The organism is Vibrio sp. HM8-C, assembly GCF_058630515.1.
Genome location: NZ_JBMMKS010000007.1, coordinates 168,835 through 183,180 on the forward strand (window position 1 = coordinate 168,835; position 14,346 = coordinate 183,180).

Genomic DNA, 14,346 nt, shown 5'->3' on the forward strand with positions numbered 1-14,346 from the left:
CACTAGCAGGTGCGATCAGTTTGTATAGCAGTAGCTTGGATAGCATTCGTTCAGATAACATTAGTTTGGATAAATGGTTTTCCACTCTTTCGCCATATCCACGACAGTCCAACCTTTCGCTTTTGCTTCGTCCAAACCTTTATCCAAACGACCTACATGCGACTCACGGTCATACTTGAATTCGCGTTTCTCATCGGTATGGTGGATGTACATAGGGAAACGTAAGCCTTCGCCTGCGTATGTCCATTGCAACATAGCTAAATCACCGTCGGAGTTGCCAAAAGCGGCAATCGGTTGACGACCAATGCGCTCGTAAATTTCCAGCGCTTTCATTTCTTTATCATCATTAACCAAAATTTCTGGTAATCGTTTGATCTCTGGTACTCCGTTGTTCATAACAAACTCAGTTTTGAAGGTGGTACCAACCACCTGCTCCGGCGGAATACCGTACACAGATTCAACCCAAGCACGCATGAAGCCCGTACCGCCACCTGAAACGATGAACGTTTTAAAGTCATTTGCACGTAGGTAATCAAGCAGTTCGAGCATCGGTTGGAAAACCATGTCTGTGTATTTCTTACCTGTGATTGGGTGTTTCGCTGTTGCAATCCACTCTTTAGCAATAGCATCAAACTCTTCCGTATTCATACCAGTATGAGTGGCGTACAACACTTTCATAAGATCTTCGGTATGCAGGTTCTTGATATCGCCTTTCAACACACTCGCAAATGGCTCTTCAGTCTGCCAATCAGGATGGGAAGGTGCTAATGCTTTTACTCGATCAAGTGCAAACTGCACTTGGAAATAGATAGGTTGTTCAGACCATAGTGTTCCGTCGTTATCGAACGTTGCGATACGTTCCGCAACTGGAACAAAATCCGGTGAATCGGCTTTTGTTACCGATTGAACAAAGTTGATAATCGCTGTTTTCGATGGGCCAGAGTTCCAAGACGGCAATGGATCTTTGGCTGCCCAAGCAAGATTGAGAGAAGCCAAGCTTAACAATATAGCTAGAGCATATTTTTTTAAGTGAGCCAATTTCACGACGTTCTCCTTACTGATAATTATTATTCCACCAGCACTTTGGACTAGTGGTTAACACAATAGCACCGATTGCCATATTGTATATACAACCAATTGCTTTTAACTGTTTGAGCTAGTAGCTCCAATTAGAATAAGGAGTAGGTTTGCCAAAGAAATACCCCTGTCCAAGCTGGCAATTGAGACTACTTAGTAGCTTAGCTTGAGTTTCCGTTTCTATCCCTTCAGCCACTACGTAGGTATCAATAGTTTTAGAGATATTGAGAATCATCGCTGTCAACGAAGAGTCGACGTTGTCTTCTGTTAAGGTACTGACGAACGCACGATCAATCTTGAGACAATCAAAATCCAGCTCTTGCAGATACGAAAGTGAACTGTAACCTGTGCCAAAATCGTCAATGGAAACATGAATTCCCATCGCAATAATCGCTTCTAAATTGCGATTGAATATACCCTTGTTTTCCGCAAGACCAGATTCAGTAATCTCCAGAGATAGGTTTTTCGGGTTTACACGAGTGCTGTTCATAATATCTTGCAACGTCGTCAAGAATGACGAACGGGAAAGTTGCAACACGGATATGTTGACGTGCATTTTGAAATCAGAAGACCATTTGCCTTCAGCAATACCTTTTGTAATATCTGAGCAAGCCTGAAGCAGGATCAATTCACCCAGTTGGTCTATAAAACCACTCTCTTCAGCAATTGGAATGAATTTATCTGGCGCAACCATACCAAGCTTAGGTGACATCCAGCGAGCCAGAGCTTCAGCACCAACGACTTTGCCTGATTTCAAATCGACAATAGGTTGATAAAAGGGAACAAATTCGTGATTCTCGATACCATGTTTAATATCGGCACACATCTGAGTTTTATGCTCAATTTTCTTTAGCATTTCGCTACTAAAGTGGAATATACGTCCTTGCCCTTTTTGGCCATTTGACAATGCGACACTGGCATTTCTTAAACACTGCTCGATACCAGAATACACCTGAGTATCAGTTACTACGCCGACAGAGATTCTGAATGCAACTTCCACCCCATCAATCACTAAACTTTCAGTTAAAAACTGCTTAATGCTCTTTGCATAGGTTTTAGACTGTCTGAAATCCAGCTCCCTTGGAGAAAGTAAAGCAAACTTACCGCCATCAATTCTAGCAATCAGGCTGCCTTCTTCGGTGAATTTGAGCAACCGGCAGGCCACTTCTTTCAATACTTTGTCACCTTTGTCATACCCGAGCGAGTCGTTGATGTTCTTAAAAGCACTAATACTGAACACAAACAAAGTACCGTGGCGATTATCTATGTTTTTATAGCTATCAACCAAACCGGCTTTACTGTGTAGCCCTGTCAAATCATCAACATACGCTTGATTTTTCAGTTTGCTAATCGTTCTGTCGATTTTCACCGACATACGGTTAAAGCTCATAACCAACATTTGTATTTCTTTGATGTTACTGCCTTTAGCAATCTTGCCAATCTTATGACCCGATGCGAGTTTATTTGCGGCTGAGATGGTGAGCTCGATAGGGAGTATGATTCTTTTTATGTAAGCTGCCACTAAAAGTAAGCCTATCGCACATATCACAATACCAATCAGCCAACTCAAAATTCGGTTTTCCAGAGTCTCCTCAAACATAGATTCTTTAGAAACGGACACACCTATATACCAACGAAAGTCCTTATCATTTACCGTAATGTAAGGGGTGACACTGTTATAAAAAGTCTCCCCAGAAACGTTCGTTTCATAGCTAATCGAATCGTCTAACTTATTAAAATCAAATGTCGACATATGTCTAAGGCTTTTAATCACCACAGGATCAATCGCAGCACTTAATCGAGAGACATTACGTTGATAACTAAAGTTATCAATATTATCCGAACCTGAATGAGAAATAATTTCTCCGTTGTCATTGAAAATATAAACCATCACATTGTAGTTATTTTTCAAATCAAACATAAAATCAGCCAATGTATCTATACTAATATCTAAAGATAAAACACCATCTACATCACTAGCATAATTTGTAATTGGAATAACAGCTGAAATAGTGGCGTTGGTTTTATTATATATATCAATACTGTTATAAACCGTTGACCAAACAGGACTGCTTGCTTGAAGTGCAGAAAGATACCAAGGCCTTTCTCTAGGGTCGAAATTGTTCACCGTCATGACTGTATCACTGTCGGTTGAGTCTCCTTCAAAGAAGGTCATCTTCCCATCCGTTCGAGCGTCTTTTAATATCAAATGACTCTGATTGTCTTCGGCCTTTCGAAAGCCAACGTACTCAGCTGAATCCGTTCCAAAACCAATCACATCAATTTGAGGAAGTTGATGATAAACATCTGAAATAGTTGAACGAAGGTAGTGTTGTACATTCGATAAATCATGCGTATTTTTCGAAGAGTCTGCCGTAATTAGGCTGCCGATCGTCATTCCTAGATGCAAAGGCTCTTTTAGAAAATGATCTAACTTAAGCTTGATGCTATTAGTAATGGACAACATTTTCTTTTGCCCCATGACACCTAGCCGCTGTTCAAACTTATACAATTGAACAGAAGAGATACCAATAAAGGTAATGAAAAATATGATAACAAATGGGATAAGAATGGCAGACTTCAGGCTTCTTTTCATAGGGCTTACTAGTTGAATATTGTCACTGACTTTGAGTACTTTGGCCTATAAGAAGCCATTTAATAGAACCTTTATTCTATGGCTGTGAATAAATCAAAAATTTGTACACATCACGAATATAAAAAATACAGAAATGACTGACACACGATGTCCATTATTTTTAGATATATTGAAAAGGTTTGTATATAGATAATTACAAATCATAATCAGAGATTAATTCATCAACATAAATATTACTTATTGATGCTGTCTAATTCAGGTAATGCTTTAGAAATAAACTTATCCCGTTTTGCTTTACGCTTTATATTTCGCCAAAGTTGGATCATTAGTCTGCGGTTCGGTTCCTGTTTCTGCATTAGCGATACTTTGTCTTGTAACTTTTTGCTTTGCAGAGTTTCGTTCATCACTATGTTCCCTGTCGTTGAGCGAGCCTTTTTGTACAATAGAGTACGCGCAACTGGCCACCGTCCTTTTAAAACGGCTAAGTAATAGCTTACCCACTGAGGTGAAGGATGAGTACGGTAATAGCGGCGCGTAGCAAATAGGATAAATACCAGCACAAGTGCAGAAATCAGTGAACTGATTAATACGTAGCGATAGGCTTTTAGCCATGAGGCGAATGTGTGTTTCACATGAACTTTGTAACCTTCGATGGAGACCTTTTCCAAACTTTGAGCTTTGGTATTCCACCACCAAATTTCTATACTTGGCCAATGAATATCACCACCCTGCTGTAACACATAGGTGAGGCTATCTTTACGCTTTGAAATGTAGCCATCACGACTTTGCGTATCAACCAGTTTGGGAGGATTCAAGTAGCCCTGCCAAGCATCATTGACAGAGTTTGTCATCATAGTCGGCAGTAATACCGACAGTGAGTCCTGTGCCTGAATCTCTATCACACGAGTGATAGCGTCTCCTACTTTTGGATCTTCAGATGAAGTTAGCCACTCTTGTTTCACCGTCACATCACTTGCAGCAAACCAAGATTGTGTTCCACCCAATTCAGCGCTCGGGATCTCAACTCGAAATTTCTGTGGTGGCGTTGCCAATTTCACCTGCTGCTTTTCGCCATTGCTACCCGAAACTTGTACGTCTAAAGACACAGCTGGAACAGTAAAATCACCACTCTTCTGCGGGTAGAGAACTACCTCCCACAGTTGTCGAGACCACGTTTGCCCTTTTTCACGCACTGTCGAGTTCACAGCAAATGAGTTACGGCGCTTAACTAGCACATCCGGTATCTCTAACGCTGAAATCTTTGTCCCAGCGGTATACCAAGTGTTAGTAGACACTTCGATATTAAGGATAATTTGCTGAGTCGGTGAGAAAACTTGCAACTCATCTGTTGGCTTACTGCCAAGCCAGCTACGCACGGTCACTTGAGTAGGTTGCGATTCATCCGCATGAGCCACTCCACTCAGCGTTAATACGACTCCATTTATTGCCAATAAACAAATAAGCAAAATAGTGCGTATGACTGCAAGTGAACGTATTTGAGGAGAAATGTGAGCAGAGTTAATCATTGTTTCGTTTCCTCGACTCCCGGCGCTAATGATCCCGCTTGGTTGTATTGAATCTGAAATTTAGACTGCAAGAAGCGACTAGGGTCTGCCTCTACTCGTTTTAACCATACTTCCGCCAATTTAGGGTCACCTAAAATTTGCTCAGCACTAAGCTGCTGCTTTTTCATTTGATCTTCAGAGGTATTTTCATCCGCGCCATCAGCCGTTTGTGGCTGGTTATCCGGCAACTCAATCGAGACTTCCTGATCCATATCCATACTGTTGGCTTGGGATTTACTCATGTCATCGATTTCATCAATAAGCCCAGTAATCACTTTGAGGTTATAAGCGATATTCTCTTTTAGAGTGCTTTCAAGCTCAGGTAATTCGTTCAACTGCCTTAACAGAGCGCGAGCAGCCACATACTCACGCTGTCTGGCTAACGCACTGGCAGCATAATAAAAACCTTGCGGTGTGTTATCTTGCATAAAGGCAGAATGAGCCAGTTTGAATTCCCCAGCGTAGTAGTAAGCAATACCTTTATTTAATGGCTTTTGATAATGTGCAGCCGCTTGCTTGTAATCACCACGATTAAACAATCTCTGCGCTTGTTGATCGGGCGTTAACCACAAATCCATCCACCACTGTTCTGTTTTGTCCCAAATCGTTGGTTGTTCTATGGTAGAAGTTGATTCTGACTTACTCGTTACCATACCCGCAGCATTGGCAGATTCGGGCATAAGTAAGGGCATACTCACTACCAACACTAGGCTCCACTTAACCAGCCAGCCTTTTCTAAACCACAGCAACATCAGTAAGACCAAAGGATATAACAAGCGATACCCTTCATCCTGCCAAGGCATTGAAGAATCACTGTTGATCAACATGAAACGCTCAATTTGGCTATTGAGTTGCGCCACATCTGCATCATCAATACTCATTTCAATCAGTTTTCCATTGGTATTTGCAGCTAAGGTTTGCAACGAAGCGATATCCATCGGTGACTCTGCTGCAGCGTCAGGATTCCCTACAGCAAGAATGAGTAACTGATAAGGACGAGCTCCAAAATAACGCGCAAAGTCATTTGCTGTGTTGCCATCCACACCATCGGTCACCAAAAGAATAGTGTTTCCTTTGTTGGCTTCAATCTGCTGCGCTAACAAAGGCAACGCTGTTTGAGGCGCTTTGCCTGCGCGGGGCATAATATCGGGACTCAAAGCAGATAAGTAAGGAAAAATAACCTGATTATCTTTGGTTAATGGCATTGCTACATGTGAACTGCCCGCATACACCATGAGACCGGTTTTTCCACCAGCGCGAAGCTGTGTTAAATCGGTAATTTTATGTTTAGCGCGTTCGAGCCGGCTTGGCGCTACATCTTTCTGCTGCATGCTTTCGCTGTTATCGAGCAAAATCATTAGTGATGCAGAATCTTCACCAAACGGGGATGCTTGCCTTTGCCATGCCGGTCCTGCACAAATCAAAACCGAAAGAATGAGTAACAGGCTCAGCATTTTAAGCGGCAGTTGATTGCTCCACCCTGAACTCTGCACTGTCAATGCATTACGTAAATGAGCAGGGAAAAAGGCAAAGCGATTTTCGTCCGCGCTCACTTTCCAACGTAGATAAAAAATGATCGCCAATGGTATTAACGTTAATAACCACCAAGGGCGTAAAAAATGAAACTGCAAAACATATTGCCATTCAAGCTGCCAATCACTCATTTGGCACCTCTCGTAGTCGTTTTATAGTGAGAGCACCAAACACCAGCAGATGTAGAACAACCAAAACAACTATCAGATAATGATGCAGGCTGATCTTAGGTCGATACGTCGCCATGCTGTAAGTTTGCGGCTCTAACTCATCAATCAGCTTGTAAGCATCGCTCAGCGCTTGTTGGTCTATAGCTGTAAATGAACGGGCTTTAGTGAGAGCTGAAACTCGCTCAATCACGTTCATATCGAGTGGCTGCTCACCCACACTTTCAGGGTCACCCATCGCAATCATATAAATTTTGATGCCCTTTGCTGCGGCAATTTTGGCAGCATCAATAGGTTCAACAAAACTGCCAGTATCATTACCGTCAGTTAGCACTATCATCACTTTTTGCTGCTCTGGATCTAAGTTCTGTTCGAATACTTTGATGCCAAGCCCCATTGCATCACCGAGGTTCGTACTCTGCCCTGCCATCGCTACATCAGACTCATTGAGCAAACTCAGCCACACATTTCGATCGGCTGTAAACGGCGTTTGAACAAAGGCTGAATCGCCAAACAAAATCAAACCAAAGCGGTCGCCCTCTCGATTAGCCACAAATTGCTCTAATACCTGTTTAGCCGCATGCAGACGCGTTAAACTTTTTCCATCCACAGTGAAGTCTTGCTCTGCCATTGAGCCTGATAAATCGACTACCACCATCACATCACGCCCAAACTCTTCTCTGGTTTGCACGTCACCCAACACGCTCGGGTGTGCCAAAGCAGTCACTATCAGTAACCATGAAATAAGTAACGTAACTTTTTGCCACCATTGTGAAGTCAATAAACCTGCCGCTTCCTTTGGTGATTCGTTTAATGCTTCAAGGATCTGAGAGAAAAAAGGCACTTTGATTGCGCTTTCTCGGCTGTGGTAAGCAGGCACTAGCCAGTAAACCAACAGAGGTAGTGGCAGTATTAAAAAATACCAAGGATGCGCAAATTCAATACTACTCATGCTCACCTTCAGCTATCGCTTGATGTGTTTTAACCCAGACAACGAGACGATCACGCATATAGTCAAAATCTGGATAGTCCAATTTGCTGTTCTCAGTACACGCCAACCATTGTTGAATTGCTTGATCATGGCGAAAATCAGACCCTGTCGCACCTGCATTATTCAATAGAGAAAAAGAATCCATTTTTGATAACAAGTTAACGCCATACAAAGCTGCATTGCGTTTGTCTAGATATACCAACACAGCCTTAACCACCTTGACCATTTTATAAGGCCAGTTAATGTCGTCCGATTGAAGAGATTGCAAAGCGGCGATCGCTTCTTGTCGGTAACGATTATTCCACCAATGTTTGGCGTAGCGATAACCTCGATATGCTGCGTACAGCACTATCAAGATAAATACGATTTGCCACCCGATTGTTTGAGGAAACCAACTGAAGACTTCAGGCAGTTCCACATCACGAAGGTTTCTCAGCATGTAACTGTCTGGCGGTTTAGGGATCACTTCATCACCTCCAGATACTTAGCGAGTTCAACAAAATGGTCACCCTGAGTGCCAATCTCGATGCAAGGCAGTTTCTGTGCAGCCATCAGCTTCTTGAGTTGGTCACGTTTTTCTTCATGGCGCTGTTGCAGAGTTTCGTATGCCTTCTCGCTCTGCTTACCTTGCTGCAAAGAGAACTGAAATTCGCCATCGCCAATAACCCAAGGGGCATTTAGATTCTGCGTCGGCAACGTCGATTCTAGCGGATCAGAAACGAAAACGCTGATCACATCATTGTGCTGATGCAAATACTGAAGTTGACGCAGAGTCTGTTCATCAGCATCAATAAAATCACTGATGATAATAATTGTCGCCGATTTAAGCTTTTTCTCCTGTAACGCTTTAAGCCAGTGACTCATACCCACACTAGTGGCATTTTGCGCCTTAACATTGAGCTTTTGGTTAGCTTGAACCAGCTCGTTCAGCCCAAGCAGATAGGATTTGCCACCACGTTTAGCAGAACGCCAGTGGAATCTTTGGTAGTCACAGATAAGAAAACCGACTCGATCATTTTGCGCCAGTGCCATCCAGCCCATCAACGCAGCTATTTCAGCAGCCACGACGGACTTCATATGGCTAACCGAACCAAAGTACATCGCACTGCGTTGATCAACACACAGGATAATTTGGCGATCTTTTTCTTCGGTGTAGCTGCGAACGTGCGGTTTACCGGTTCGTTGCGTCACTTTCCAATCCATCTGACGAATATCATCGCCTTTTTGATAATGGCGTAACTCTTCGAAGTTTAAACCTCGACCTCGCGCATGAGATTGATAGCGACCGGACATTTGAGCGCGAGAATAACGAGCGCCCAATAAGTTAATGTTGGATACGTGGCTTTGCGTACGGTTGAGCTGTTTGATGTCAACGTAAATACGGGGATCTAAGCAATCTTGCCTATCAATCATAGTGATCACCCAATATTGACGACATCCAGAAGTTCCATCACCAAATCTTGCTGGCTAATACCGTCGGCAAGTGCTTCGTAGGAGAGACTTAATCGATGCCCCATAACCATAGGCGCTACGGTGCGTACATCATCAACAATCACATGGTCACGCCCTTCTAACCACGCCAATGCACGCGAACATTTATCTAACGCAATTGAAGCTCGTGGGCTAGCACCAATCGCAAGCCAGTTAGCAAGTTTTGAATCTGGGTATAGCTCAGGTTCGCGAGTCGCCATCACTAAATTGATGATGTAAGTTTCAACCAATTCAGACAGTTCAATTTTGGTGATTTCTTTTCTCGCTTGGGAAATACAAGCAGGGTAAATGGTGACGCGTTCACGGCTTGCTGAAAATGACTCACCCGCTTCTTCCTGACGAACTAAGCGAATGATGTCTCTTTCAGCACTGTGAGTAGGATAGTCAACACAGACTTTGAGAAGGAATCGGTCCATCTGCGCTTCTGGTAAAGGATAGGTACCTTCTTGCTCAATCGGGTTTTGTGTTGCCAGCACCATGAACAGCTCCGGCAAATTGTGTGTCTGCCCCGCAACAGTAATTGTGCCTTCTGCCATCGCTTCTAAAAGCGCAGCTTGCACTTTCGCTGGCGCTCGGTTGATTTCATCGGCTAGAACAATTTGGTTAAACACAGGACCCGGTTGAAAGTGCAGTGATGACTTACCCTCGGATTCCTGAAGCACCTCTGTACCTGTAACATCTGACGGAAGCAAATCCGGAGTAAACTGAATACGACCAAACGAGATGGTTAATGCATTCGCCAGCGCTTTTACCGAACGAGTTTTCGCTGTGCCCGGCAAACCTTCCAACAGTACATGACCACTACTGAGTAAACCAAGCAGGATGCCTTTCACAACCGAGTGTTGCCCTACCACTTGTGAATCTAAATAGTTTAATAATTTGACCACATCTGCGTGGGCTTGATTATTCATAGCGTCAACTGTCATTTCTGTTTCCTAACGGATAGTAGTTTCCAAACGGATCATTTATTCCTAGCAAATCTTTGTTATCTAAAATTTTGTTTTGTTATAAATCGCTTTGTCTAAGCCACATTTTAATTAAGCTATTCGTTTACCCAAGCTACTGATTTTGGCCAAGCAATACGGAAATACCCGTTAAAATCGGTAGCGAGTAATCGAAAAATGCTTTAATTCCAGGGCACAGGTAGTTAAGCCCTTCTTCGCCGTCAGGCGTTTTTAGTAGTCGGTTCTTCGGACATTCACCCCAACACAGATTGAGATATGGACACTCTCTACAGTACTTAGGTAAGGAGTCTCGTTTTGCCGTGCCAAAGGCTTGTTGTCTGATAGAAAAAGCCATCTCGTTTAATGGACGGTCTTTAACGTTGGCAAGTTTGTATTCTGGATACACGTAATGGTCACAGCTAAACACATCACCATTGTGTTCTATCGCGAGCCCTTTGCCACAGAACTCTGCGGTAATACAAAGCTGAGCTGGTTTACCCATGACCTGAGCAACCGCAGTTTCAAACAAGTTAACCAACACGCTCCCTAGATCGTTGTTCACCCACTCTTCAAACGTCGCAATCAGGAACTGTCCCCAGTCATCAGCATCGACAGACCAATCCGTTACCACCGACATAGGATGCCCCGGCTTAGCCAGTTCACTGCCTACGGTTGGGATCATGCTATCGTTCCAAAACTGTGGCGCCGTTGTTTTGAAATCACTGGGTTCAACCACTGGGTTGTATTGAATGTAGGTGACTCCAAGCTCCTGAGTCAGGAATCGATACACTTCAAGTGGATGTTTAACGTTGTGGTTGTTGACAGTGACCAAAGCATTGAATCGCACACCGTGCTTTTTCATCGTCTCGACAGCTTTCATCACCAAATGGAACGTTGGCTTACCGCTGCGGGTGACACGATATTTATTGTGGATCTCTTCAGGGCCATCTATCGACAGACCAACAAGGAAATTTTTCTGTGCTAGAAACTCACACCATTCGTCATTGAGCAAAATACCATTAGTTTGCAGATCATTCTCAATACGAACGCCTGCTGGCTGATATTTCTTTTGCAAAGTGACGATTTGGCGGAAATAGTCCAAACCGAGTAATGTGGGTTCACCACCCTGCCAAGAGAAGACGATCTCTTCGCCATCTTGACTCTCAATATAACTCTTAACAAAAGCTTCTAAGGTTTCATCATCCATTTTGGGTTGTTTTGGTTGATGAAGAAGATCTTCTTTATGCAAGTAAAAGCAATATTGGCAGTCAATGTTACATTTAGCTCCACCGGGCTTTGCCATAACGTGAAAGCGGCGTTGATATTGGGGTTTATCACTGAGATCTTTATATGCAGACTTTAACGCTACTACATCCAGCATTGTTGAAGCGCGCATTGAAGTTTTCGTCATTTATACATCCTTATTTCAAAATATGGCGCTCCGAAGAGCGCCACCATTACACTACAGCCAATATCGTTATTTTGGAACGAAAGAACCCGCTTCCATACGTGGTGGGAATTCTTTGAATGTTTCCATCATCTCAGCCACTTTTGCAGCTGCAGGTCCCATCAAGAATGAACGCTCATACATCCACTGGCCATAGCCAATACCTGTGTCACCACGTTCAAATGGGTCGATACTTAAATCGAACATAAATGGAACACGTAGCTTAGTCAGCGGTTTACGCCATATATCTAACCCAGTTTCGTTCTCTTGAACATTAAAGTGGAACTTCATCTTGCCTTGGCGTAAAGCGAATAAATCACCGTCATCACTCCAGTAGAAGAATTCGTTACGTGCTGATTCTTCAGATTTACCTGTCCAGTAAGGTAGTTGGTTGTAGCCATCTAGGTGAACCTTGTATGACTTACCATCTGCTTTCTTACCTTTTAGAAGCTCATCTTTCACTTTATCGTTACCTGCTGCAGCAACCAACGTAGGGAAGAAGTCTTCTAGAGAAGTAATACCATTTAGAGTTTTACCAGCTTCAATATGACCAGGCCATTTGATGATCATAGGAACACGGAAACCACCTTCCCAGCCAGTGTTTTTCTCACTGCGGAACGGGCTCATACCCGCTTCAGGCCAAAGGTTTATCATTGGGCCGTTATCCGTGGTGTAAACGATGATAGTGTTATCTTCGATACCAAGATCTTTTACTTTTTGCAGGATTTGACCAATTTGGTCATCGTGCTGCTTCACACCATCCGCATAGAAACCAGCGCCCGTTGCACCTTTATACTCATCAGGAAGGTGAGTGAAGTTGTGCATGCGAGTGGTGTTAAACCAAGTGAAGAAAGGTTTGTTTGCTTTCACTTGTTTTTCCATAAAGCCTTCAGCCGCTTCAAGGAACTCACCGTCCACCGTTTCCATACGCTTACGTGTTAGTGCCCCCGTATCTTCGATCTTGCCGTCGGAATATGAGTGAATGACACCACGAGGACCAAATTTCTTCTTGAATTCGGGATCTTGCGGGTAATCAACGTTTTCTGGTTCTTCTTCTGCATTTAGATGGTAAAGGTTACCAAAGAACTCATCGAAACCATGATTAGTAGGAAGGTGCTCATCGCGGTCACCCAAGTGGTTTTTACCGAATTGACCTGTTGCGTAACCCATATCTCTAAGAATGGTTGCAATTGTTGGATCTTTCTCTGAAATACCTTCTTTCGCTCCAGGCATGCCGACTTTACTTAAGCCTGTACGTTTCGGCATTTGACCTGTAATGAAAGCACTGCGCCCAGCAGTTGAGCTTTGCTGAGCATAAAAGTTAGTAAACTTCGCACCATCTTTAGCAATACTGTCGATGTTCGGAGTTGTGTAAGCCAACATACCTTGGTTGTAAGAACTTAAGTTCCAGTAGCCAACATCATCACCAAAGATAACCAGAATATTCGGCTTGTCAGCCGCATAGGCGGTCATCGAGGCTGCACCCATAGCAAGTGTGCATGCATTTAGCAGCAACTTGCTTGCGCGCTTATTATCACCTGTACTCATAAAGACTCCATTTGACGGTTAGTGATTAGAAATGTCTATTCAAACATGCACATATCAAAAGTAGACTAATCCTTATTTAAACGAGAAACAATCCACCTTTTGTTTTATCATGCATAAATGAAATTTATGAATGGTGGTTTTATGGACCTTAATCTAGTACGTACATTTTTAGTTGTTGCTGAGAATCTGTCCTATACGAAAGCTGCAGATCAGATGAATCTGACACAACCCGCAGTGAGCTCAGCGATTAAAAGACTTGAGAAAGAGTACGGTCAGACACTGTTTGTAAAAAGCGGTAGAGGGATAGAACTGACAACGAAAGGTTACCAACTGTTACCTTTTTTCCGACAAGCCTTAGATATCATCGAAAATGCTATGCATATGCGAGAACATTTCAACGTCTATTGTAACGAAGCTGTGTTGCATAGCCTTTGGCCGATGCAAAACATCACTTTTACTGAGTCCCCACAAGACAAAAGTGCTTTATTCGAATATATGAGACAACAAAAGGCCGATCTCATCATCGATACGATACTGACAAAAGACAGTTCATTTGTGATTGAAGAAGTACATCGGGAACCGTTAGTCGTGGTGTGTAGAAAAGGGCACCCCAGAATCAAAGGAAAAATCACCAAGCAAGAGTATTATCAGGAGCATCATGTGCTCAACTCTGCGACTTGGGAAAACCTGCGTGGTTTTGAACAAATCGCTCTAGAGCCGATTGAAGAGCGAAAAGCAGATATTGTCAGCAGCTCTATGGCTGGTTTGGTACTGCACGTTTCACAAAGCGATTCACTAGCGTTTGTTAACCAGTCTTTTGCTCAAAAATGGGCGAAAAAGTTAGACTTACAAGTTTTAGAGTGCCCGATAAAAACCGATATGGCACCCTATCATTTGGTTTATCACAAACGAGAACTACAAAACCCTGCCCACAAGACGTTGCGAGAAAACATTAAACGAAAGCTGACCCAATATACGAAATAGACA

At 43.1% G+C, this 14,346-nt stretch carries 11 protein-coding genes; 1 reads left to right on the forward strand and 10 read right to left on the reverse strand.

All coding sequences use genetic code 11. The features are described 5' to 3' along the window. Nucleotides 1-60 precede the first annotated feature (60 nt). The 10 genes from ACOSVQ_RS10475 to ACOSVQ_RS10520 form a co-directional block, all read right to left on the reverse strand. Entirely contained in the window at nt 61-1,044 is a 984-nt protein-coding gene (locus ACOSVQ_RS10475; RefSeq protein WP_491982516.1) for an HAD family hydrolase, read from the reverse strand. A gap of 112 nt (nt 1,045-1,156) precedes the next feature. Next, the gene (locus tag ACOSVQ_RS10480; protein ID WP_491982517.1) at nt 1,157-3,673 is read right to left on the reverse strand and encodes a bifunctional diguanylate cyclase/phosphodiesterase; all 2,517 of its coding nucleotides are present in this window, start codon (nt 3,671-3,673) and stop codon (nt 1,157-1,159) included. Nucleotides 3,674-3,906: 233 nt separating this feature from the next. Next, a complete protein-coding gene (locus ACOSVQ_RS10485) occupies nt 3,907-5,199 on the reverse strand; it encodes a BatD family protein (RefSeq protein WP_491982518.1) in 1,293 nt (430 codons plus the stop codon). Continuing rightward, entirely contained in the window at nt 5,196-6,902 is a 1,707-nt protein-coding gene (locus ACOSVQ_RS10490; protein WP_491982519.1) for a vWA domain-containing protein, read from the reverse strand. Before ACOSVQ_RS10490 ends, ACOSVQ_RS10485 begins: the two co-directional genes overlap by 4 nt. Beyond that, nucleotides 6,895-7,890 carry a VWA domain-containing protein gene (locus tag ACOSVQ_RS10495; RefSeq protein ID WP_491982520.1) on the reverse strand — a complete coding sequence of 332 codons (996 nt, stop codon included), beginning with the start codon at nt 7,888-7,890 and terminating at the stop codon, nt 6,895-6,897. The genes ACOSVQ_RS10490 and ACOSVQ_RS10495 overlap by 8 nt, the downstream gene beginning before the upstream one ends. Continuing rightward, nucleotides 7,883-8,395 (reverse strand): DUF4381 domain-containing protein, encoded by a 513-nt coding sequence (locus tag ACOSVQ_RS10500; protein WP_491982521.1) that lies wholly within the window; start codon nt 8,393-8,395, stop codon nt 7,883-7,885. The genes ACOSVQ_RS10495 and ACOSVQ_RS10500 overlap by 8 nt, the downstream gene beginning before the upstream one ends. Then, nucleotides 8,392-9,342, reverse strand: coding sequence for a DUF58 domain-containing protein (locus tag ACOSVQ_RS10505; protein ID WP_491982522.1), 951 nt, complete (start codon nt 9,340-9,342; stop codon nt 8,392-8,394). The genes ACOSVQ_RS10500 and ACOSVQ_RS10505 overlap by 4 nt, the downstream gene beginning before the upstream one ends. A 5-nt stretch (nt 9,343-9,347) precedes the next feature. Then, on the reverse strand, nt 9,348-10,331 hold the full coding sequence (locus tag ACOSVQ_RS10510; protein ID WP_491982552.1) for an AAA family ATPase: 984 nt from the start codon (nt 10,329-10,331) through the stop codon (nt 9,348-9,350). Nucleotides 10,332-10,479: 148 nt separating this feature from the next. Beyond that, nucleotides 10,480-11,775, reverse strand: a complete 1,296-nt coding sequence (locus ACOSVQ_RS10515) for an anaerobic sulfatase maturase (protein ID WP_491982523.1) — start codon at nt 11,773-11,775, stop codon at nt 10,480-10,482. A gap of 66 nt (nt 11,776-11,841) precedes the next feature. Then, entirely contained in the window at nt 11,842-13,359 is a 1,518-nt protein-coding gene (locus tag ACOSVQ_RS10520; RefSeq protein WP_491982524.1) for an arylsulfatase, read from the reverse strand. Between the two features lie 141 nt (nt 13,360-13,500). Here ACOSVQ_RS10520 and ACOSVQ_RS10525 point away from each other — a divergent pair, with 141 nt between their 5' ends. Then, nucleotides 13,501-14,343, forward strand: a complete 843-nt coding sequence (locus tag ACOSVQ_RS10525) for a LysR family transcriptional regulator (RefSeq protein ID WP_491982525.1) — start codon at nt 13,501-13,503, stop codon at nt 14,341-14,343. Nucleotides 14,344-14,346 lie beyond the last annotated feature (3 nt).

Excerpts from the sequence above, each read along its gene's own strand:
- ACOSVQ_RS10480 (WP_491982517.1), bottom strand. The coding sequence starts at position 3,673 with ATGAAAAGAAGCCTGAAGTCTGCCATTCTTATCCCATTTGTTATCATA.
- ACOSVQ_RS10485 (WP_491982518.1), bottom strand. The coding sequence starts at position 5,199 with ATGATTAACTCTGCTCACATTTCTCCTCAAATACGTTCACTTGCAGTC.
- ACOSVQ_RS10490 (WP_491982519.1), bottom strand. The coding sequence starts at position 6,902 with ATGAGTGATTGGCAGCTTGAATGGCAATATGTTTTGCAGTTTCATTTT.
- ACOSVQ_RS10495 (WP_491982520.1), bottom strand. The coding sequence starts at position 7,890 with ATGAGTAGTATTGAATTTGCGCATCCTTGGTATTTTTTAATACTGCCA.
- ACOSVQ_RS10505 (WP_491982522.1), bottom strand. The coding sequence starts at position 9,342 with ATGATTGATAGGCAAGATTGCTTAGATCCCCGTATTTACGTTGACATC.
- ACOSVQ_RS10510 (WP_491982552.1), bottom strand. The coding sequence starts at position 10,331 with ATGAATAATCAAGCCCACGCAGATGTGGTCAAATTATTAAACTATTTA.
- ACOSVQ_RS10515 (WP_491982523.1), bottom strand. The coding sequence starts at position 11,775 with ATGACGAAAACTTCAATGCGCGCTTCAACAATGCTGGATGTAGTAGCG.
- ACOSVQ_RS10520 (WP_491982524.1), bottom strand. The coding sequence starts at position 13,359 with ATGAGTACAGGTGATAATAAGCGCGCAAGCAAGTTGCTGCTAAATGCA.
- ACOSVQ_RS10525 (WP_491982525.1), top strand. The coding sequence starts at position 13,501 with ATGGACCTTAATCTAGTACGTACATTTTTAGTTGTTGCTGAGAATCTG.